The sequence below is a fragment of the Lutibacter profundi genome (assembly GCF_001543325.1).
In the GTDB taxonomy this organism is placed as follows: domain Bacteria; phylum Bacteroidota; class Bacteroidia; order Flavobacteriales; family Flavobacteriaceae; genus Lutibacter; species Lutibacter profundi.
In genome coordinates this window covers 1,812,039-1,832,264 of the sequence record NZ_CP013355.1, presented here as the reverse complement: position 1 = coordinate 1,832,264, position 20,226 = coordinate 1,812,039, and the positions used below count along the sequence as shown (strand labels likewise).

Sequence of the window (20,226 nt, the reverse complement as noted above, 5' to 3'; positions counted from 1 at the left end):
ATAAATTATTATGTGTGGAATTGTTGGTTATTTAGGTTTTAGAAAGGCATACCCAATAGTTATAAACGGTTTACAGCGTTTAGAATATAGAGGTTATGACAGCGCAGGAGTTGTTTTAACTAATAAAAAGGGAATGCAACTTTATAAAACAAAAGGAAAAGTTGCTGAATTAAAAAAACTTGCTGAAAATAAAGATATTGATGGAAATTTAGCTTTAGGGCACACTCGTTGGGCTACTCATGGTATTCCTAATAATGAAAATTCACATCCACATGTTTCTAGTTCAGGAAATTTAGTAATTGTCCACAACGGAATAATTGAAAACTACAATACGTTAAAAAAAGAACTTCTAACAAGGGGATATACTTTTAAAAGCGAAACAGATACTGAAGTTTTAATTAATTTGATAGAAGAGGTAAAAACCACCAATAACTGCAAATTAGGAAAAGCTGTTCAATTAGCACTTACAAATGTAGTTGGAGCTTATGCAATTGCTGTTTTTGACGTTACTAAACCAGATGAAATAATTGTTGCACGTTTAGGAAGCCCTATAGCTATTGGTATAGGCGAAAATAGCCAAGAATTTTTTGTAGCATCTGATGCTTCTCCATTTATTGAATATACTAAAGATGCAGTTTATTTAGATGATGAGGAACTCGCAATAATTAAGTTAGGAAGAGATATTAAAATTCATAAAATTCAAGATGATTCTGAGGTTGAACCAACTATTCAAGAATTAAAATTAAATTTAGAGCAAATAGAAAAAGGTGGTTACAATCACTTTATGTTAAAGGAGATTTATGAGCAACCAAATGCAATTATTGACACCTATAGAGGAAGGCTTTTGGCAAATAATGGCATTATTAAAATGGGTAGCGTTGATAATAATATTGCAAAATTTTTAAATGCAAATAAAATTATTATTGTTGCTTGTGGCACTTCTTGGCATGCAGGTTTGGTGGCTGAATATTTATTTGAAGATTTAGCACGTATTCCTGTAGAAGTGGAATATGCTTCTGAATTTAGGTACCGTAACCCTGTAATTAATAAAGGTGATGTTGTAATTGCAATATCTCAATCTGGAGAAACAGCAGACACTTTAGCAGCTATAAAATTAGCTAAATCTAAAGGAGCATTTGTTTTTGGAATATGTAATGTTGTTGGGTCGTCTATTGCTAGAGAAACAGATACAGGAGCATATACTCATGCCGGCCCAGAAATAGGAGTTGCATCAACAAAGGCATTTACAACTCAAATTACAGTACTAACATTAATGGCTTTAAAACTAGGAAATTTAAAAGGTGAAATTTCAAATTCTAGGTTTCATGCATTTTTACAAGAAATGACTTTGATTCCTTCTAAAATTGAAGAGACATTAAAAATTAGTTCTGAAATTGAAAGAATAGCAGCTATTTATAAAGACGCTTCTAATTGCCTGTATTTAGGAAGAGGTTATAATTTCCCCGTAGCTCTTGAAGGTGCATTAAAATTAAAAGAAATTTCATACATACATGCAGAAGGTTATCCAGCTGCTGAAATGAAGCACGGGCCAATTGCATTAATTGATGAATCTATGCCTGTTGTAATAATAGCTACAAACAAAGGTCATTATGATAAAGTGGTGAGTAATATTCAGGAAATAAAATCACGTAATGGAAAAATAATTGCTGTAGTTACAAAAGGAGATACAACAGTTAGAGAAATTGCTGACCACGTAATAGAGATTCCTGAAACTGAAGAAGCCTTTACACCATTGCTTGCCACTATACCTTTACAATTGCTATCATATTATATTGCTGTAATGAGAGGTTGTGATGTAGATCAACCAAGAAATTTAGCAAAATCCGTTACGGTGGAGTAATTAATGGTTTATTAGTTTTACATAATTGCATGCAATTTTTGAAGCTAGTTTAGCATTATTTAAAACTAATTGAATGTTAGTTTCTAAACTTTGACCCTGAGTTAAATCAGTTATTTTTTCTAATAAAAAAGGAGTGCTTTCTTTTCCTTTTACACCTAATTTATCTGCTTCTAAAAGTGCATTATCAATAATGCTCATTATGAGTGAATAATCCATTTGATATTCAGAAGGTACCGGATTTGCAATAACAACGCCTCCATTGAGGTTTAAATCCCATTTACTTTTGAGAAAGGTAGCTATTTCTTGTGCTGAATCTAGTTTAAAATCTACATTTAATCCGCTTTTACGAGTGTAAAAAGCAGGTAATTCTTTGGTTTTGTATCCAATTACAGGAACCCCTTGAGTTTCTAAATATTCCAACGTTAAATTAAGATCTAAAATAGCTTTTGCTCCTGCGCAAACCACCGCAACATTGGTATGGGCTAGTTCTTGTAAATCTGCCGAAATATCAAAACTTTCAGCTGCTCCTCTATGAACTCCTCCAATACCACCAGTTGCAAATATTTTAATACCAGCCATTTGCGCAATAATCATGGTTGAAGCAACTGTTGTTGCCCCAGTCAAATTTTTAGAAACTAAATAAGGAATATCTCTTCTACTTGTTTTAATTACAGATGGTCCTTGTTTGGCTAATAACTCTATTTCTGTTTTTGTTAATCCGGCTTTTAATTTACCATTGATAATTGCAATGGTTGCAGGAATAGCACGATTGTTACGTACAATTTGTTCAACGTGCAATGCAGTTTCCATATTTTTTGGATAAGGCATTCCGTGTGATATAATGGTAGATTCTAGTGCTACAACAGGTTTGTTATTAGCAAGTGCTTGTTTAACTTCAGGATGTATTTCTAAAAAAGAATTCATTTAAATGTTTTTAGTTGGGTATTAAGTTTTTGTTGTAATTCTGGGTGTACATTGTCTTCATGTTCTAAAGTAACGGCAGCACAGGTCATCCCAAAAGATGCACTTTCTTTCAATGATTTATTTTGTAAATCATAAAAAATGAGTCCAGCCATAAAAGCATCACCGGCTCCATTGGCGTTTATAACACTTATTTTTTGTGGTTTTATATAACCATTTATTTTGGAATTACTATAAAAAGCACCTTCATTACCTAGTGTAATACATACGTTTTTTACTCCTATTTTGTGAAAGTAATTGGCAAGTTTAGGAACGTCTGTAGTTTTTTTAATGGTTAGTCCGCTTAAAATTTCAGCTTCTAACCGGTTCACTTTTAAAACGTATAAAAACTGTAAAATGTTTTTAGCACGTAAGGCTTTTGAACCAGCTACTGCATCTAAAAATAGTTTTTGAGAATGATAATTAGCAGCTACTGCATCTAAAATTGCTTTTGGCATATTGGTATCTAAAACAATACATTCGGCTTTTTGTAAAATTTCATGCTTTTTTTTGATAAAGGCCAAGCTAAACTGATTATAAATATCCATAGCAGAAAGTCCCAAAGCCATGTCGTTATGCTCATCCATTATTGCTAAATGGACGGATGTAGGTTGATTTTTCAAAAACAAACTATCTAAAATGTCCAATCCAATTTGTTGAGAATGTGATTTAAGTTGATATCCATTTGCGTCATCTCCAATTACACTTATCAATTTTGTATTTAAACCAAGCCTTACTAAATTTTCGGCAATATTTCTGCCAACGCCACCCATAGAAATTTTAAGTGTTCCTTGGTTGGAATCTTTCATAACTAAAGGAACATCTGTAAAACCAACAATATCAACATTAGCACCTCCTAAAACTACTAAATAAGGAGCTTCATTTATAATATATCCTTTACCTTTTAAATAACCTTTTTTAAGTAGATTACTTAAATGCACGCCAACAGATGAACGTTTAATTCCTAATATATTTGCTAGTTCTTGCTGTGTTATTAAAGGGTTTTCCTTTAGTATAATCAGAATTTCTTGTTCTCGCTTAGTCATTTTTATCTAAATTAATGTTTAAAACTAAACATTTGTGTAAATTTACATTTTAATTAAACACTGTATTTTAATTTATGGAAAAATTTCTCAAAATTTTTAAAAGAAATCAGATAATTATTGGAATGATTCATTTAAAAGCTTTGCCAGGTACGCCAGGTTATAAAAATAATAACAATGAAATTTTAGAAACTGCCTTAATGGAAGCCCAATTATATAAAAAAGCAGGAATAGATGCTTTAGCAATAGAAAATATGCACGATGTACCTTACATTAAAAATGAGGTAGGACATGAAATTAGTGCAATGATGACGCTTATTGGTTCGCAAATAAAGCAAACAACACAATTGCCTTGTGGTATTCAAGTATTATCATCAGCTAACAGAGCTGCGTTAGCAGTTGCAAAAGCAGCAAATTTGGATTTTATTCGTGCTGAAGGGTTTGTATTTGGGCATTTGGCCGATGAAGGTTATATAGATTCTTGCGCTGGAGATTTATTGCGTTACAGGAAACAAATTGACGCAGAAGAAATAGCAGTTTTTACAGATATTAAAAAGAAGCATAGTTCCCATGCATTAACTTCAGATATTAGTTTAGAAGAAACAGCCAAAACAGCCGAATACTTTAGGAGTGATGGACTTATAATAACGGGAACAAGTACAGGTGAAGAAGCAAATATTGAGGAGGTGAAAACGGTAAAAAAAGCTTGTAAAATTCCTGTAATTGTAGGTTCGGGTGTAACTTTAAAAAATTTAGAAACATATTTACCTATTGCAGATGCTTTAATTGTTGGTTCTTGGTTTAAAGAAGATGGGCATTGGAAAAATGCTCTAAATTATGATAAAATTGCAAGGTTTATGGAAGAAGCAAAAAGGATTAGACTTAAATAAGACATCCAAAGACTTTTATAAAATTCATTTTTTACTCAATTACATCATGGATCATTGTATGGTTTCCTCCATTCCATAAAGTTAAAATATCAGTGGCAACTTGAGACCCACTACCGGCTGCAATTGCATATTGACTTCTCCAACCAGCTAAAACACCAGCAACGTAAATTCCTTCAGTAACTATGTGATTGTTGTTTTTAAGCATAATTTTTTCTTTAACAGCAGGTATCGCTTTATGAGGAATCACATATTGCATTAATCCTTCAATATTAAATAAATTAGAAGGGCCAACCGCAACTACAATTTTTTTTGTTTGATATGAATTTTTATTGGTAACTACTGTAAAACTTGGGTAATTACCTTCAACTTTAACTACTTTTTCCTTAGCTATTTGAATTATTTCAGGATAGGTTTCAGCCAATTGAATTAAACCTTCTTTAAGAATTTCATTTCCTTTTGTTCCTTTTTTAAATCCCAAAACATTATTTAATTCAGCATTTTGTAAGGCAGCACTTTTTTGGTGCGTAATAATTCCAACTTTTTTGCCAATACCAAAAGGCTTGTTTAATGCTGAACCTAAAATTAAAGCACTTGACAACCCAGCAGCACTTCCTCCAATAATTAACACATCTAAAGAACCCATATTTTATATATTTTAATTATGTAATAAACCTTGAATATTTGTGGTGAATAATTTAACAGCAATTGCCAGTAATATTACGCCAAATATTTTACGTATAATGCTGATACCATTTTCACCGATTATTTTTTCAATTTTTGATGAAGTTTTTAATACAATATACATAAATATAATATTTATAATTATGGCAATTACAATATTTATTGTTGCGTATTCAGCTCTTAGAGATAAAATAGAGGTTAAACTACCCGGACCAGCAATTAGCGGGAATGCCAATGGAAAAACAGATGCTGTAATTGCATTTGTTTCTTCCTCTTTATAAAGTGTAATTCCTAAAATCATTTCTAAAGCTAAAAAAAATAAAATAAAAGAACCAGCTACAGCAAATGAATTAACATCAATACCTATTAAGTTTAAGATACTTGCTCCTAAAAATAAAAAAGAAATCATAATAACACCAGCTATAATTGAAGCTTTTTCAGACTGTATATGCCCAACTTTTTTTCGTAAATCAATAATTATAGGAATGTTACCTATAATATCAATTACAGCAAACAATATCATTGTTGCAGTAAATATTTCTTTAAAATTGAAGCCCATAATCATAAATTTTTAAAAGTGGACTAAATTATAAAATAACAATCTAATTTAACACAAATGTATGTAAAAAAATAGTTTAATTTTGCAGCATGTTTCAATTAGGAAAAACAATAGTTTCAGAAGATATTATAGAAAAGGAGTTTGTTTGTAATTTGGCTTCTTGCAAAGGTAAATGTTGCATTGACGGTGAAGCAGGTGCACCTTTAGAAGAAGAAGAATTACAAATATTGTTAGATATTTATCCTAAAATAAAACCATTTTTGAGAGCTGAAGGAATTTCAGCAATAGAAAATCAAGGACTTTTTATAACCAATGAAGGCGAATTTGAAACGCCTTTAATTAATAATAAAGATTGTGCTTTTGTAATTTTTGATGAGAATAACATTACAAAATGTGGTATTGAAGAAGCTTACAATCAAGGTGTAATACAATGGAAAAAACCTATTTCTTGTCATTTATACCCAATACGTATTATGGAATATAGTGAGTTTTCGGCAGTAAATTACCATAAGTGGCCAATTTGTGATGATGCTTGTACTTTAGGAAAAGAATTACAAGTACCTGTATATAAATTTGTAAAAGAAGCTTTAATTAGAAAATTTGGAAAAGATTGGTATAGCGAACTTGAAAAAGTAGCGAAAACCTTTATTGAAACTTAAAGAGTAGTTATATGTATCAAATATTACTTTTTAATAAGTTAAAAAGAGGAAGTAATTCTTTAACTTTACAGGAAGTAGAATTTAAAAAAATGAATAAAAATCACTATTTAACCTCACTCTTTTTAATTTTAACATTTCTTGCTTTAAACCCAATATATTCACAAAAAAAAATAAATAAAAGGGTTGTTGATAGTCTTTTTAATGAGTTAAAAGTAAAACCAAATACTATTTCTAAGGTTGATGATTTAATTGCATTATACAAAAATGCTGTTAGAGCCAAAATACCAAGTGAATATGTGATAGATAATGCTATTTCAACTTCAGAAAAAATATTTTATATAAAAGGATTAGGAGAAAGTTACAATAGAAAAGGTTTAGCCGCAAGATATAATTATGATTATGAAAGTTCGGTTGCACTTCACAAAAGAGCTTTAAGCTATCTCAATAAAACTACAGATACATTATTAAAAATCAAATGTTTAAATAATATAGGTGTTAGCTATAGAAAATTAAATTTAGAAAAGGAAGCTTTTGATTTTTATTTTCAGGCATTAGATTTATCAGAAAAAATAAAACACAATAAAAGTATTACAATAGCTTTAAATGGTATAGGAAATGTATTTATAGACACTAAAGAATATGACAAGGCACTACATTATTTTAAAAGAGTTTATAGGTTAGATGTAGAGAATAATAACATTAGAGGTCAAGAATATAGTTTATCAAATATAGGAGAGGTTTATTTATATAAAAAACGGTATGATTCTTCAGATCATTATTTACGTAAAGCATTAGCATTAACAAAAAAATACAAACACAAACAAAGTGAGGCTATACGGTATAATTTGTTAGGGCTATTATTTCAAAAAAAAGGAGAATATCAAAAATCTATCGAATTTTATAAAGAAGCAATCCCTCTTTTTACAAAAGAAAATAATATAAGATATTTAAGCAATACATTAATTAATGTTGGTAAAAATCAGTTAAATTTAGGTGAATATAAAGAGGCTAAAGAAAATATTATTATGGGTTTGTCAAGTGCCAAAATAATTAAATCTAAAGAAAATATTTCTTTAGGATATAATGCTTTGGTTGATTACTATACACATACAAAAAACTATAAAGAAGCACTAAGTTCACATAAAATTGCAACAGCATTTCAAGATAGCATTGTTAATGAAGCATCACAAAAAAGTATTATAAGTACTCAAGTTGAATATGAAACAGCAAAAAAAGATGCGCAAATACAGGAATTAGCAAAAGAAAATGAATTAAATAAAAAGAAGGCAAAAACAAATTTTAACCGTTTAATTATAATCTCTTCTTTAGGTTTAGCAGGAATTTTAGGCTTACTTTATTTATTTCGACTTTACAGAAGAAATTCGGACTTAGAAATTGAAAACAAAAATTCAGAATTACAAAATTACGTACTTCAAATTAATGATTTAAAAGAAAAAGCAAAAAACAATATAAATACCGAAACTAAAAATATTGCTGAAAATTTTAGTGATTTTGGACTTTCAAAACGAGAAATTGAAGTGTTACAACATATTGCAGCAGGATTTAGTAATAATGAAATTTCCAAAAAAATGTTTGTTTCAAACAATACCATTAAAACACATATAAAAAACATCTATGCTAAATTAGATGTTAAAAATAGAATTCAGGCCATAAAAAAAATTAGAACTTAAACAATAAGCTTGTTTTAGGAGCCAACTACTTTTTTTAGTACTTATCAAAAGTTAACATAAATTATCAAATGTCAGGTAGAGCACAGTCGAGACCTCTTTTTTAAGGCCTTTGTAATAAAATAATCGCTCTATAATTTTCGCTCACTACCTCCAAAACAAAACACATTTTGTTTTTTGTCTTGTACTAAAACTTTTTTATAAACTACACTGTTAAAATAATTTTGCAATAGATCTAACTACTGTAAATGTTAATAATAACAATACCTTTTCAATACAAAATCACCCAAAAGGGTTAGGTAAATCACACTTTTGTATGAAGTAATTTTTTGATTTTGAAAGTAATTTAGCATCATAATTAAAACCACAATAACGCTAAAATTATAAATTCAAAAATCATGAAAAAAAGCACACTTAATTTTAAAACGAGCTCAATTTTTAAAATATTGTTGGTCTTTAGTTTGTTCTTCTTTATTCCCCAACAATCAGAAGCTCAATTTTTTAAAAAGTTAGCTAAAAAAGCGAAAGAAAAAATAGATCGTGAAGCTGAGAAAAGAGCAGAAAAACGTGTTAATAAAAAAATTGATAAAGAATTTGATAAAGCGGAAGATATTTTAGATGGTAAGAAAAAAGACAAGGAAGAGGGAAATAGCAATACAAATGAAAAAAGAGAAAACAATTTAGAATCTACAAATTCTAATGAAGCCAAAGCAAAATCAAACAAGCCTACTGTCGTTTGGAGCAAGTTTGATTTTGTACCTGGCGATACCGTAATTTTTGAAGACGGCCCAAGTGCTGATGAAGAAAACGGTGAATTTCCAAGCCGTTGGGATTTATATGAAGGTTCTGCTGAAATTGCCCAAGTAAATGGAGAAAATGTCATCATGTTTATTGATAGAGGTGGCGAAATAGTACCCTATTTAAAAAATTCTAAAGAAGATTATTTACCAGAAGTTTTTACCGTAGAATTTGATGTTTGGTTTGAAAAAGGACGTACCACCGCTAATAGGTTTTTTATAGCTTTCCGAGATAAAAAGAATCAATGGGGAAAAGGTTTAGGAGGAAATTTCACGGTTTATCCAAATGGAATTGAATTTGAAGATACAGACAAAAGATATCCTGGCACCGAAAAACTAAGCTGGGCAGAAGAACCAATAGGACAATGGCGACATATTGCTATTGCCTATACTAAAGGGAAGTTTAAAGCTTATATGGATGACACTCGATTAATCAATATTCCTCATCTAGAAGGTAACCCTTGGGGATTTACTATAGAATCACAGAAAGGGAATCAATACTTAAGAAATTTCCGTATTGCAAAAGGCGGTGTAAAATATTACGATAGAGTTTTATCAGAAGGAAAAATTATTGTAAACGGTATTAAATTCGATGTGAATAAAGCCACTTTAAAACCCGAAAGTATGGGGCCCATCAATAAAATTTACCAATTGATGAACAAAAACACTGACCTTAAATTTAGCGTAGAAGGACATACAGATAGTGATGGTGGAGATGAAACCAATATGGTCTTATCAAAAGCCAGAGGAAAAACAGTGATGGATAAACTTATTAGTATGGGAATTTCACCTAACAGATTAAAATCAAATGGTTTTGGAGAAAGTAAACCTTTAGATACTAATAGTACACCAGAAGGGAAAGCAAATAACAGAAGAGTGGAATTTGTAAAATTTTAAAAATAAAATCATGAAAAAACTAAACATATTACTTTCATTAATTATAATACTTACAAGTTGTAGTGGAAACAGCCAAAACAAATTAAAACGCTATGATGTAAAATCAGGAATTGTAAAATATACAAGTACTATTTCAGGAAAAGTACTTGGAGGGGAAGTTAAAGGAAGCGGCACAGAGAGTTTATATTTTAAAAATTGGGGTGCTGTTGAATTAAAAGAAGAACAAGCTACCCAAACTACAACCATGAAGTTTTTTGGAAGATCAAAAACAGAAAAAAATTCAACTCATGTAATAAATAAATTAAATAATGGAGAGAGTTATGTAGTTGATTTCGATAAAAAAATAATTACAGTTGGTAGAGATGTAATGATGGATATGATGAAACAAAGTAATACTGATGCAGGTGATGCAGGAAAAAGTATGTTAGAATCTATTGGTGGTAAAAAGATAGGAAATGAAAGTTTTTTAGGGTATAACTGTGAAGTTTGGGATATTAAAGGAGCCAAACAATGGATGTACAAAGGAGTTCCCTTAAAAATAGATATTACTGTTTTGGGTATTAGAACTTTAAAGGAAGCTACAAGTGCTAAGTTTAATGTTTCTGTAGCCGATTCTAATTTTAAACTCCCAAATTTTCCAATACAGAAACAAGAAGGTTTTATGAATAATCAAGTGTTTGAAGGTGAAATGGATGGAATGAATGATAATATGGATCAAATAAGTAAACTAAGTTTTGAAGAATGGAAAAAATTAGCAACAAAAGATGATTCTGAAATGCAAGAAATGAGCGATGAAGAACTGCATCAAACATACAATATGATTCAGAAAATGATTAAAATGAGAAAAGGAAATTAGTTAACTTTTAAAATAATTAAGTCGTCCCTACTTAGTTTTCAGATGGTAATTTTTTACAACAAAACATGAAAAGAATAACTCAATTACTCCTACTTATCATTACTATTTCAACACAATCACAAGATTTTAAACCCTATAAAATAAAGTCAGGTAAAATAGTTTATGAAAAGTATAGATACTCAACACATGCTGGATTTTCATTTAAAAATGGTGTTGAAACAAGTTTTAGCGAACAAATACCTTATGTAGCAGAACAAGTAATTTATTACTGGGATAATTTTGGGGATATTGCTTTTGAAGAAATTTATAAAGTTTCAAAATTTGGAGGAAAATTACTTCCAAAAAAAGTAAAAATAGCCGAACGATTTTGGGTTGATGAACATCGTTATTATTTTGATGTTGAAAAAAATAAAGTAAGTGACGATCCCTATTATTTAAGAATAAAATGCAGGGAAAATTTTCAGTATTATCAAATAAAAGATTCTTGGATTGAAACACTTTATATGGGAACTGAAAAATCAGCAACCAAAGAAATACTTGGGAAAGAAGCCGATTATTATAAAATTGATACGTTTCAAGATTTATATGCTTGGAAAGGGTTGGTATTAAAAAATGAAAGTTTTGCAACCACCAAAAAAGGAGTGCGATTACATCCTGATAGAACAAAAATAGCTGTAGAAATAGATACTGTATTTAAAATTGATAAAAAACTGTTTCATCCAATTTGGTTGAAAAGAGATAAATTATATAAGTCTTTTAATGGAATTGAAATAGGAGGAATACTAGATGCTCGACAAGATTTACTAATTCAGGCAGAAAATGTTGAAGGAATTGTTATCCAAAAAAATGACATTTTATTTTTTGTAACTACAAAATTAAACTTAGGTAAAATTCAAATTTTAAATATTGATAAAAATAAGGTAAACATAAATTTCACATTGTATAATGGTGTAAATAACATTGTTAGTTTTAGAAATTATTTTAGTATTAAAAACAACACATTATTAAATATAGATAATATTCCATTTAAAACAGAAGATATTAGTCAACTTGACTTTAAGTACGAAAACTCAAAATTAATTCCGCAAAATAATATAGGAATATATGTACTAAAAGCAAGTAGAACCCAAAAGTTAAAATAAAAATCATGAAAAAATTAACAATAACATTATTACTACTACTTGTTGCTTTTATAGCGCAATCACAAGAGTCAAAAATAATTGGCAACTGGCAATTAACAACAGTTATTGATGATGGTAAAACATTAGAAGGCTTTCAAACTGTGTTTATTTTTGCTGAAAAAGGCGTTTTAAAAGCAGCCAGAAGTACTACATCAAAATCTATTGAAGCTGGGACATGGAAATATAATAAAAAGAAAAAAGCCATTATTATGACTAGCAGCATGGATAAGGATTTTAATGGAGAAGCAAAAATTATAAAATTAAACGATAGTGTATTAGCATATAAAAAAGATGAAGCAATACTAAGTTTTAAAAAGATTACTCCTAAATCAATTGCAGTTAACACGAATAAAATTACTTTAAAAAAGCCAGTTTTATTATTTGAAAGAGAAACTCTTTTTGATGAAAAAGGAGATTTTAATTATGAAGAAGCAGAAAGTAAGCTCCCTTGGCGAATAGAAACTATTGTAAACTTTTTAAAAGAGTATAATGAAGTTGTTTATGATGTAACAAATTTCCCTGACGAACAAGAAGCAGATGCTTGGGTAGAAAGCGAAAAAATAAACTATAATGAAGAAGCAAAATCTATTGATGTTAGAAGATATTCATATTTCCAAAATGAGTATATAGATATGACAGAAGACCCAATTTGGATGGATAATTTACAGGAATATGAATACGATTTTATGTTTTTTCCAAAAGAAAATTTAAATATATATAAAGTAGTAGGTACAGAAAATGTGGCAACTGCTATTGGAACTTTTGAATGTACTGTTGTTGAAGGTTATGGGGATTTTGACGGGAAGATAAAATATTGGATGGTTAATGAAAAACCAGGCGTATTTGCAAAAATAGTTAAAGTTAAAGACGCAATGGTGCCGTTTGGTTATACAAATTTATATACACTTAAAGAAATTAAATAAAATGAAAAATTTTACCAAAAGAATTTTAATTATAATACTTGTTACTAGTTTATTTTATGCGTGTTCGGGTGAAAAAAAAAGAAATGTTAATTTTTTACCACCCCTAAGTATTCAAATACCAACTGAAATTAAAAACGATGTAGAACTTACAAAAGTTATAAAATCTTCAGAAAAAGCCATTAATGAACTGTCAGATAATATTGAGCAATTGGTTATAGATGGTAAAGAAGTTTTTGAGATGAAAGAAGAGGAACAAGGAGTCATGGATAATTTAAAAATGGGAAAACTAATTGTTGAATTTGCCGCAAATAGTGCTCAATTAGGTAAATTAATTGATGAATTTGACACCTACAAAAAAAAGCAAGCATCACAAGGATTAATGAATGATGCCCAATTAAATGCTTTAGAAAAAGTAGGAGCCACTTTTACAAATAGAATGACACAGATTAATGAAAAATATAAAAATTATTTTAAAAAATAAGGCTGAACAATAATTATTTGAGTAATAATTTAAAATAGTATTGTTGCTATTTTAATTGTGTCCCCAAAAAAGAGTACAATTAACATGTGCTCTTTTATGTTTTAGCGTTTTTTACAAAACTCAATAAACTCAACTACTCAGCGCATTGCTAAACTTTTAACTATCTGAATATCAGCAATTAAAAATAGTTTATAAATTTCTATTTTTCATCAAAATGTTAAAAACTTGGGTGTAAATGTGAATAAGTGCCCTTTTTTTTTGAGTATTTTTTTTCAATATTTGTTTAATTCGTTTTCATAGAAATAAGCAATCATTTATCAACTAAAAAAAAGCTACCATTAATGTCTTTCATTGAACCTATTTTGCAGCCTAACAAAAACCGATTTGTTATTTTTCCAATTCAACATCATGATATTTGGGAATGGTATAAAAAACAGGAAGCTAGTATTTGGACGGCAGAAGAAATAGACTTACACCAAGATGTAATAGATTGGGAAACCAAATTAAACGATGATGAACGTTATTTTATTAAACATATTTTAGCGTTTTTTGCTGCTTCTGATGGGATTGTAAATGAAAATTTAGCTGAAAATTTTGTATCAGAAGTACAATATACCGAAGCAAAATTTTTTTACGGCTTTCAATTAATGATGGAAAACATTCATTCTGAGGTATATTCATTACTTATTGATACGTACATTAAAAATGAAAATGAAAAAGATGAACTTTTTAGAGCTATTGAAATTTTCCCTGCCATTAAAGAAAAAGCCGACTGGGCTTTAAAATGGATAGAAAGCGATAGTTTTGCCGAACGTTTAATTGCTTTTTCGGCAGTTGAAGGTATCTTTTTCTCAGGAAGTTTTTGCTCTATATTTTGGATGAAAAAAAGAGGGCTATTACCAGGCTTAACCTTTTCAAATGAACTGATAAATCGTGATGAAGGATTGCATGCCGATTTTGCAGTGCATTTACACCAAAATCATATTGTAAACAAAGTTCCAAAAGAGCGTATAACAGAAATATTAATAGACGCACTTGATATAGAACGTGTATTTATAACAGAGTCATTACCAGTAAGTTTAATTGGTATGAATTCAAAATTAATGACTCAATATTTAGAATTTGTAACCGATAGATTATTGGTTGAATACGGTTGTGATAAAGTTTACAATACTTCAAACCCTTTTGATTTTATGGAAATGATTTCATTAGAAGGTAAAACTAACTTTTTTGAAAAAAGAGTTTCTGAATATCAAAAAGCAGGTGTAAAAAGTGGAGGAACCGGAGCCGGAGATCTTAGCTTTGACGCAGATTTTTAATTTCAGAATAAAGTAAATAACAGGCAAATTCAACCCCCTTTGAGTTTCAACTATTCAAAAGTCAATAGCGTTATCGTTTATATGATTTTTAAAAAATTAACTAACTAAAAAAATACGTGTAACTTATGTTTGTATTAAAAAGAGACGGAAAGAAAGAACCAGTGATGTTTGATAAAATCACTGCTAGGGTTCGTAAAATGTGTTATGGTTTAAATAAACTAGTAGATCCTGTTAAGGTTGCTATGAGAGTTATTGAAGGTTTGTATGATGGTGTAAGCACTTCAGAATTAGATAATTTAGCTGCTGAAATAGCAGCAACTATGACTGTTCAACATCCAGATTATGCGAAACTAGCTGCTCGTATAGCCGTTTCAAACTTACATAAAAACACCAAAAAAACGTTCTCAGAAGTAATGATAGATTTATATAAATATGTAAATCCACGTACGGGTAAAAAAGCACCATTAGTGTCTGATGAAACTTATAAAATAATTATAGATAATGCCGCTAAATTAGATTCTACAATTATTTATAACAGAGATTTTAGTTATGATTATTTCGGCTTTAAAACCTTAGAACGTTCATACTTATTGAAAATTAATGGGCAAATAGCTGAACGACCACAGCATATGTTAATGCGTGTGGCTATAGGAATTCACCAAGAAGATATTGATGAAGCTATTGAGACGTACGAATTAATGTCTAAAAAAATATTTACACACGCCACACCAACATTATTTAATTCAGGAACACCAAAACCTCAAATGTCATCTTGTTTTTTGTTACAAATTCAAGACGATAGTATTGATGGGATTTATGATACTTTAAAGCAAACAGCTAAAATTTCACAATCGGCTGGTGGTATAGGATTGTCAATTCACAATGTGCGTGCAACCGGTTCGTATATTAGAGGTACTAATGGCACTTCAAATGGGATTGTACCTATGTTAAAAGTGTATAATGATACGGCTCGTTATGTAGATCAAGGAGGTGGAAAACGTAAAGGCTCTTTTGCAATTTATATGGAACCTTGGCATGCCGATGTTTTTGACTTTTTAGATTTGCGTAAAAATACTGGAGCTGAAGAAATGCGTGCACGAGATTTATTTTACGCCATGTGGATTCCAGATTTATTTATGAAACGTGTTGAAGAAAATGGAAATTGGACGTTGATGTGCCCTAATGAATGCCCACATTTATTTGATACGTATGGAGATGAATTTGAGAAGCTTTACACAGGGTATGAAAAGGTGAAAAAAGGAAGAAAAACCATCAAAGCTCGTGAGTTATGGGAAAAAATATTAGAAGCACAAATTGAAACAGGAAATCCATATATGCTATATAAAGATGCAGCAAATAGGAAGTCTAACCAAAAGAATTTAGGAACTATTCGTTCTTCAAATTTATGTACTGAAATTATGGAATATACAGCAAAAGACGAAATAGCTGTTTGTAATTTAGCTTCAATAGCACTGCCAATGTTTATTGAAGAAAATAAAGAAGGGGTTAAATTTTTCAATCATAAAAAATTATTTAAAGTCACTAAAAAAGTTACCCGAAATTTAGACACCGTTATTGATCGTAATTACTATCCAGTAAAAGAAGCTGAAAATTCAAACGTTCGTCATAGACCAATTGGGTTAGGAATTCAAGGTTTGGCAGATGCATTTATATTGTTGCGTATGCCTTTTACTAGTGATGAAGCAAAAAAATTAAATCAAGAAATTTTTGAAACTATTTATTTTGCAGCGGTAACATCTTCTATGGAGATTGCAAAAATAAAAGAACCATACTCAACATTTAAAGGTTCACCAATGTCTAAAGGAGAATTTCAGTTTAATATGTGGGGAATTTCTGAAGACGATTTAAGCGGAAGATGGGATTGGAAAACCTTGAGAAAAAAAGTAATGACAAATGGTGTTAGAAATTCATTGCTAGTTGCACCTATGCCAACAGCTTCAACATCCCAAATTTTAGGAAACAACGAAGCTTTTGAACCATATACTTCAAATATTTACACACGTAGAGTTTTAAGTGGAGAATTTATTATTGTAAACAAACATTTATTAGAGGATTTAGTAGAATTAAACTTGTGGGATAATGAAATGAAAGAAGAGATTATGCGTGCTAATGGTTCTATTCAGCATATTGATATAATTCCACAAGAACTAAAAGAGTTGTATAAAACAGTTTGGGAGTTAAGTATGAAGGATATTATTGATATGTCTAGACAAAGAGGTTATTTTGTAGATCAATCTCAATCGTTAAATTTATTTATGCAAGATGCTAATTACTCGAAATTAACGTCTATGCACTTTTACGCTTGGAAAAGTGGATTAAAAACAGGGATGTATTATTTAAGAACTAAAAGCGCGGTAAATGCCATTCAATTTACAGTATCAAAAGAAAAAAAGCAAGAAAACAAACCTTTAACTCCAGAAGAATTAAAAGAATTATTGCTTCAGTCAAAAGAAAATCCAGATGATTGTTTAATGTGTGGATCTTAGAAAAATAAAATAAATAGCTTACTATTAGTAACATTAATTTAACATTAAGATACATACTTAGAAGTAATTTTGTTGAAAATAATTTTAATGGAAAACATATATATTTTAATGGTTGTTGCTTTGGCTGTTTTGGCAGTTATTGATCTAGTTGTTGGGGTAAGTAATGACGCAATTAATTTTTTAAATTCAGCTTTTGGTTCTAAAGTAATTTCAATTAAAAATATTTTAATAATAGCTAGTTTAGGAGTAGCTTTTGGAGCATTAACTTCTAGTGGTATGATGGAGGTTGCTAGAAAAGGAATTTTTGTTCCGGGAGAGTTTTATTTTAATGAAATTATATACATCTTTTTAGCGGTAATGATAACAGATATCTTATTACTAGATGTTTTTAATACCCTAGGAATGCCTACTTCTACCACTGTTTCAATTGTATTTGAATTGCTTGGAGCTGCTGTCGCTATGGCTTTTATAAAAATTTCAATGAATGAAAATGAAACAGCATCAGCAATATGGAAGTATATAAATCATGAAAAAGCAACATTAATTATTTTAGGAATTTTACTATCGGTTATTATAGCTTTTACTGTTGGTGCTATAGTGCAATTTATATCAAGATTAATTTATTCCTTTAATTTAGAAAATAAAAAGAGCTATGTAAATGCTTTGTTTGGAGGGTTTGCCTTAACGTCAATCACCTATTTTGTTTTTGTGAAAGGATTAAAAGGAACACCGTTTTATGGTGATATTAAATATATTATTGAAGATAGTTTAACACAAATTATTGTAATTAGTTTTACAACTTGGACATTGGTTTCAGAGTTGCTAATACGTTTTTTTAAAGTAGATATTTTAAAAATTATTGTTGCGTTTGGTACTTTTTCTCTTGCGATGGCCTTTGCTGGGAACGATTTGGTTAACTTTATTGGAGTTCCTATTGCTGGGTGGAACGCTTATGAGGTTTGGCATTCATCAGGTGAATTAGCTACCGAATTTTCAATGGAAAGTTTAGCAGGAAAAGTTCCATCAAATACCATATTTTTAGTATTGGCAGGTCTTATAATGGTAATTACCATTTGGTTCTCTAAAAAAGCACGTTCTGTTATTAAAACAGGTGTTGATTTATCGAGACAAGGAGAAGGAGCTGAAAAATTTCAACCTACAGATATTTCTAGAATAACAGTTAGAGGAGCAATAGCTATTAATAAAGTGTTGGAATTAATAATTCCTAAATCTATCAGAAATTGGATTGATTCTAGATTTCAAGTTCCAGTAATTTCATTACCTAAATCTAAAACATACGAAATGCCTGCTTTTGATAAAGTTAGAGCTTCAGTAAATTTAGTAGTGGCGGGAATTTTAATTTCAATAGCAACATCATTTAAGTTGCCTCTTTCAACTACCTATGTAACTTTTATGGTGGCAATGGGAACTTCTTTTGCTGATAGAGCTTGGGGTAGAGAAAGTGCAGTTTATAGAGTTGCAGGTGTTCTTAATGTTATTGCTGGTTGGTTTGGTACGGCCTTAATCGCTTTTTCGGCAGCCGCAATTGCATTATACGTAATTAATTTGGGAGGAATCACAGCTGTGTCACTATTACTTATTTTTGTTTTTTTAATGATAGGTAGAAACTATTTAAGATATTCTAAAAAACAAAAAGAAGAAAAAGTTGAGAGAAACATAACAAGAAATGAGATTATTACAATAAAAGGAGTTATTGATGAAAGTTCTGAGCATATTGCTGCGGTTGTTGATAGAGTTCGTAAACTGTTCTCTAGTGTTGTAAACGATTTATCTTTACATGATTTAAATAAACTCAAAAAAACAGATAAACATGTTGGTAAATTAAACCAGGAAGTAGATGATTTAAAAGATGAAGTATTTTACTTTATTAAATCATTAGATGAAACATCTGTTGCAGCTAGTAGATTTTATATTTTAGTACTTAGTTACTTGCAAGATGTAGCTCAAAGTATAAGCTATATATCAAAAGCAAGTTTTAAACATGTAAATAACAACCATAAACAACTGAAGAAAGATCAACTAAAAGATTTAAAATCAATAGATAATGAATTAGAAATTATCTTAAATGAAATAGAAACAGTATTTATTAAAAGAGAGTTTGATAGTCTTGGAACAATAATAGAGGACAAACAAAATACATTGAATAGAGTCTCTGAATCAATTGAGCGTCAAATAAAACGTATTAGAACAGAAGAAACAAGCCCAAAAAATACAACCTTGTATTTTAGTATATTGTTAGAAACGCAAGACTTAATAAATGCATTAATAAACCTTCTTAAATTGTATGAAGATTTTTATTTAAGCGCGGTAGGTAACGAACATAGATAAAAAACGCGGCTCTATATCCTTTTTTATTAAAAACCAAATTTTAGCACCTTAACCTTAAAGCTTGTAACTATCACGTTATGAGCTATGTACACTTGTTTTTAAAAAACTTAATGTAAACTTAACGTTAACAAAGCGTTAATAAAAGGTAAAATTTCATATATTTGATATACACAAGAGCCTAGTATTAACTAAAATTTTAAAAAGATGAGAGCAATTTTAAGCATCGTAATTTTGTTGTTTAGCATAACAGCATTTTCACAAGAGCAACGTGTTGAGTATGAAAAAGTTTCTAACAATTTAGTTAAAGCAACGTATTATTTTGTAAATAATAGTGATATAGTTCAACGTGAAGGTTTTTTTAATAGCAATAACCAGCTACAAGATATGTGGGTGAGTTATGATATAAATGGAAATAAAAAAGTTATTGCATATTATGATAAAAATAAAAAAGTTGGTGTTTGGACTTATTTTAGCAAAGACAAAATAAATTTTGTAACCTATAAAGATAATAAATTAATAGGTGTTGAAGAAAAACTACTAGTGGTAAATTAGTTGTAAAAACTAACAATAAAAAA

At 29.6% G+C, this 20,226-nt stretch carries 17 protein-coding genes; 13 read left to right on the top strand and 4 right to left on the bottom strand.

Going from position 1 to position 20,226, the window contains the following annotated elements; translation table 11 throughout:
• Positions 1–10: 10 nt before the first annotated feature.
• Positions 11–1,861 (top strand): glutamine--fructose-6-phosphate transaminase (isomerizing), encoded by a 1,851-nt coding sequence (gene glmS, locus Lupro_RS08115; RefSeq protein ID WP_068208485.1) that lies wholly within the window; start codon positions 11–13, stop codon positions 1,859–1,861.
• On the opposite strand, the gene Lupro_RS08110 is transcribed toward glmS, so the two are convergent.
• Positions 1,862–2,785 (bottom strand): pseudouridine-5'-phosphate glycosidase, encoded by a 924-nt coding sequence (locus Lupro_RS08110; protein WP_068208482.1) that lies wholly within the window; start codon positions 2,783–2,785, stop codon positions 1,862–1,864.
• Positions 2,782–3,867, bottom strand: a complete 1,086-nt coding sequence (locus Lupro_RS08105; RefSeq protein WP_068208480.1) for a carbohydrate kinase — start codon at positions 3,865–3,867, stop codon at positions 2,782–2,784. Before Lupro_RS08105 ends, Lupro_RS08110 begins: the two co-directional genes overlap by 4 nt.
• 74 nt (positions 3,868–3,941) lie before the next feature.
• Between Lupro_RS08105 and Lupro_RS08100 the strand changes: the two genes are divergently transcribed.
• A complete protein-coding gene (locus tag Lupro_RS08100; RefSeq protein WP_068208477.1) occupies positions 3,942–4,754 on the top strand; it encodes a BtpA/SgcQ family protein in 813 nt (270 codons plus the stop codon).
• 31 nt (positions 4,755–4,785) lie between these two features.
• Here Lupro_RS08100 and Lupro_RS08095 read toward each other — a convergent pair whose 3' ends face one another.
• Complete coding sequence (locus Lupro_RS08095; RefSeq protein WP_068208474.1) at positions 4,786–5,397, bottom strand: FAD-dependent oxidoreductase; 612 nt, start codon at positions 5,395–5,397, stop codon at positions 4,786–4,788.
• A 12-nt stretch (positions 5,398–5,409) separates the two neighbouring features.
• Positions 5,410–5,994, bottom strand: coding sequence for a MarC family protein (locus Lupro_RS08090; protein ID WP_068211534.1), 585 nt, complete (start codon positions 5,992–5,994; stop codon positions 5,410–5,412).
• Between the two features lie 89 nt (positions 5,995–6,083).
• Here Lupro_RS08090 and Lupro_RS08085 point away from each other — a divergent pair, with 89 nt between their 5' ends.
• The 11 genes from Lupro_RS08085 to Lupro_RS08035 all read left to right on the top strand — a co-directional run bounded on the left by Lupro_RS08085 (position 6,084) and on the right by Lupro_RS08035 (position 20,203).
• Complete coding sequence (locus Lupro_RS08085) at positions 6,084–6,653, top strand: DUF3109 family protein (protein ID WP_068208471.1); 570 nt, start codon at positions 6,084–6,086, stop codon at positions 6,651–6,653.
• An 11-nt stretch (positions 6,654–6,664) separates the two neighbouring features.
• Positions 6,665–8,344, top strand: a complete 1,680-nt coding sequence (locus Lupro_RS08080; protein ID WP_068208467.1) for a tetratricopeptide repeat protein — start codon at positions 6,665–6,667, stop codon at positions 8,342–8,344.
• A 395-nt stretch (positions 8,345–8,739) separates the two neighbouring features.
• A complete protein-coding gene (locus Lupro_RS08075) occupies positions 8,740–10,035 on the top strand; it encodes an OmpA family protein (RefSeq protein WP_082703882.1) in 1,296 nt (431 codons plus the stop codon).
• A 10-nt stretch (positions 10,036–10,045) separates the two neighbouring features.
• On the top strand, positions 10,046–10,891 hold the full coding sequence (locus Lupro_RS08070) for a hypothetical protein (protein WP_068208461.1): 846 nt from the start codon (positions 10,046–10,048) through the stop codon (positions 10,889–10,891).
• 65 nt (positions 10,892–10,956) lie between these two features.
• The gene (locus Lupro_RS08065; RefSeq protein ID WP_068208458.1) at positions 10,957–12,033 is read left to right on the top strand and encodes a hypothetical protein; all 1,077 of its coding nucleotides are present in this window, start codon (positions 10,957–10,959) and stop codon (positions 12,031–12,033) included.
• Between the two features lie 5 nt (positions 12,034–12,038).
• Positions 12,039–12,995 (top strand): hypothetical protein, encoded by a 957-nt coding sequence (locus Lupro_RS08060; RefSeq protein WP_068208455.1) that lies wholly within the window; start codon positions 12,039–12,041, stop codon positions 12,993–12,995.
• A gap of 1 nt (position 12,996) precedes the next feature.
• A complete protein-coding gene (locus Lupro_RS08055; RefSeq protein WP_144439120.1) occupies positions 12,997–13,476 on the top strand; it encodes a hypothetical protein in 480 nt (159 codons plus the stop codon).
• 341 nt (positions 13,477–13,817) lie between these two features.
• Positions 13,818–14,795 carry a ribonucleotide-diphosphate reductase subunit beta gene (locus Lupro_RS08050; RefSeq protein WP_068208450.1) on the top strand — a complete coding sequence of 326 codons (978 nt, stop codon included), beginning with the start codon at positions 13,818–13,820 and terminating at the stop codon, positions 14,793–14,795.
• A 125-nt stretch (positions 14,796–14,920) separates the two neighbouring features.
• Positions 14,921–17,302 carry a ribonucleoside-diphosphate reductase subunit alpha gene (locus Lupro_RS08045; RefSeq protein ID WP_068208448.1) on the top strand — a complete coding sequence of 794 codons (2,382 nt, stop codon included), beginning with the start codon at positions 14,921–14,923 and terminating at the stop codon, positions 17,300–17,302.
• 87 nt (positions 17,303–17,389) lie between these two features.
• Positions 17,390–19,651: an inorganic phosphate transporter gene (locus Lupro_RS08040; protein WP_068208445.1), complete on the top strand. Its 2,262-nt coding sequence runs from the start codon at positions 17,390–17,392 to the stop codon at positions 19,649–19,651.
• A gap of 204 nt (positions 19,652–19,855) precedes the next feature.
• Positions 19,856–20,203: a toxin-antitoxin system YwqK family antitoxin gene (locus tag Lupro_RS08035; protein WP_068208443.1), complete on the top strand. Its 348-nt coding sequence runs from the start codon at positions 19,856–19,858 to the stop codon at positions 20,201–20,203.
• Positions 20,204–20,226: the final 23 nt, after the last annotated feature.